This window comes from Bacillus hominis (genome assembly GCF_018332515.1).
Taxonomy (GTDB): domain Bacteria; phylum Bacillota; class Bacilli; order Bacillales; family Bacillaceae_G; genus Bacillus_A; species Bacillus_A hominis.
Window position 1 is genome coordinate 1 of sequence record NZ_BOQD01000299.1, and the last position, 1,520, is coordinate 1,520.

Annotated in this window: 1 protein-coding gene; it reads left to right on the forward strand. The window is 31.2% G+C overall.

The features are described from left to right. Window positions 1–180: 180 nt before the first annotated feature. On the forward strand, window positions 181–1,332 hold the full coding sequence (locus KI356_RS22835) for a DUF3965 domain-containing protein (RefSeq protein WP_128283089.1): 1,152 nt from the start codon (window positions 181–183) through the stop codon (window positions 1,330–1,332). The last annotated feature ends 188 nt before the right edge of the window (window positions 1,333–1,520 follow it).

Genomic DNA, 1,520 nt, shown 5'->3' on the forward strand with positions numbered 1-1,520 from the left:
ATTGATAAAGTGAAACTTTAATTATTGGGGGTTTTGTCCATCCCCCAACGATTATTAGTTGAACCAATCGGACTTTTACGGGCAGTTTTATCTCTCACCTAACTTCCTCGCATTCACTGAATTTTGAGGTGGGAGTCTTACTGTACACAAATAGCGGGATAAAAAGGGAAGGGGAATTATATGAGGGCTGTACAGGGCGATCCAAATTGGAATTTGGTTACAGATACATATATAGAACCAAATAATTTCGCTGAGTTATTTTCTTTGCTTGTACCTTGTCATCCAAAAGGTGAAGGGAAAGAGCGAACTATATTAGTATGGAAAGAAAAAGAATTTTATAAAGAAGAAAATTTAGCGGCATTTATCGTATATGGTATGAATAAAGTAAAGAATTTACCGCAGTTTCATAAAGATGAAATTCCAACTCTAGTACGTATTCTTCGTTTATGTCAAGAGATTGGTTGGTATGAAGAGGCAAATGCTTTTATGATAACCCAAGGGCTAGATGAATTTGTCCAAACTTCATTGGAGTATGAAACATGGGATCTTTTGACGAAAGCAGTTGCTTTAAACTATTTAATTATTAAATATCGCATTGGTGAATTAACAGCTGAGGATGTAGAAATTTGGGATCGGGTTAAATTTAATGAGAAATGTATAACAGATTGCAAATATCTATTATCTCATAAAGAAGTATTGGAATTTACATTCTTTTATATGTGTAAGCGAGCGAAGCTACTGTCAAAAGAGCAATTAAATAGTGATATGATGAGTCTAGCAATGCATTGTAATACTTTTGTGTATGATTTATATACACATGACTTATTACGAAAGTATCGTAAGTGTACAGACTTCCTATCATATTATGGACCTAGCCAAGCAGTTTTAGCTTGTCAAAAAGCTGTACTTTCTCAAATTTCCGATCGATTAGACCCTTTAAAGACAACTCATGTAGATGATTATTTATATGTGATGAAAGAAATGATGGAGCATATGACGATAGGGGTAATGGATCGGTATGGTCATTTTATTGGAAAGTTACTATCATATGTACCATTTTTCGAAATGATCCAAGTTCCACAGCATGCATATTATTGTGAAGAATTACTGTATATTTGTAAGGGAATTGAATACAAAGAAGAAATACTACGCAATTATATATTTATACAATTACATGATTGTTTACCATCCTTCTTTAAACTATTTCTTAAAAATAAGCGTTATGCAACGATTCATGATATTCTTTTCTATTGGTGCGACGATGAACAAAGAATGAGCTTAGAGAAAAAATATAATCTTAGTTTTATTTATGAAAAATACGCTTGTGGATAAACCATATTTTACATATTAAAAATTAATATAAATTAAAAAAGGATCTCAAGTTTATGTGAGATCCTTTTTTGTTAGTAAAACAAGGAGAAAGTAACTAAGATAAGAAATAACATTCCATAAAGGAGAAATTGTGCAGTATAAATTTCTTGTATACCAAAAAAAGTATTCATTTTTTTATATAAATTCAA

Excerpts from the sequence above, each read along its gene's own strand:
- KI356_RS22835 (WP_128283089.1), top strand. The coding sequence starts at position 181 with ATGAGGGCTGTACAGGGCGATCCAAATTGGAATTTGGTTACAGATACA.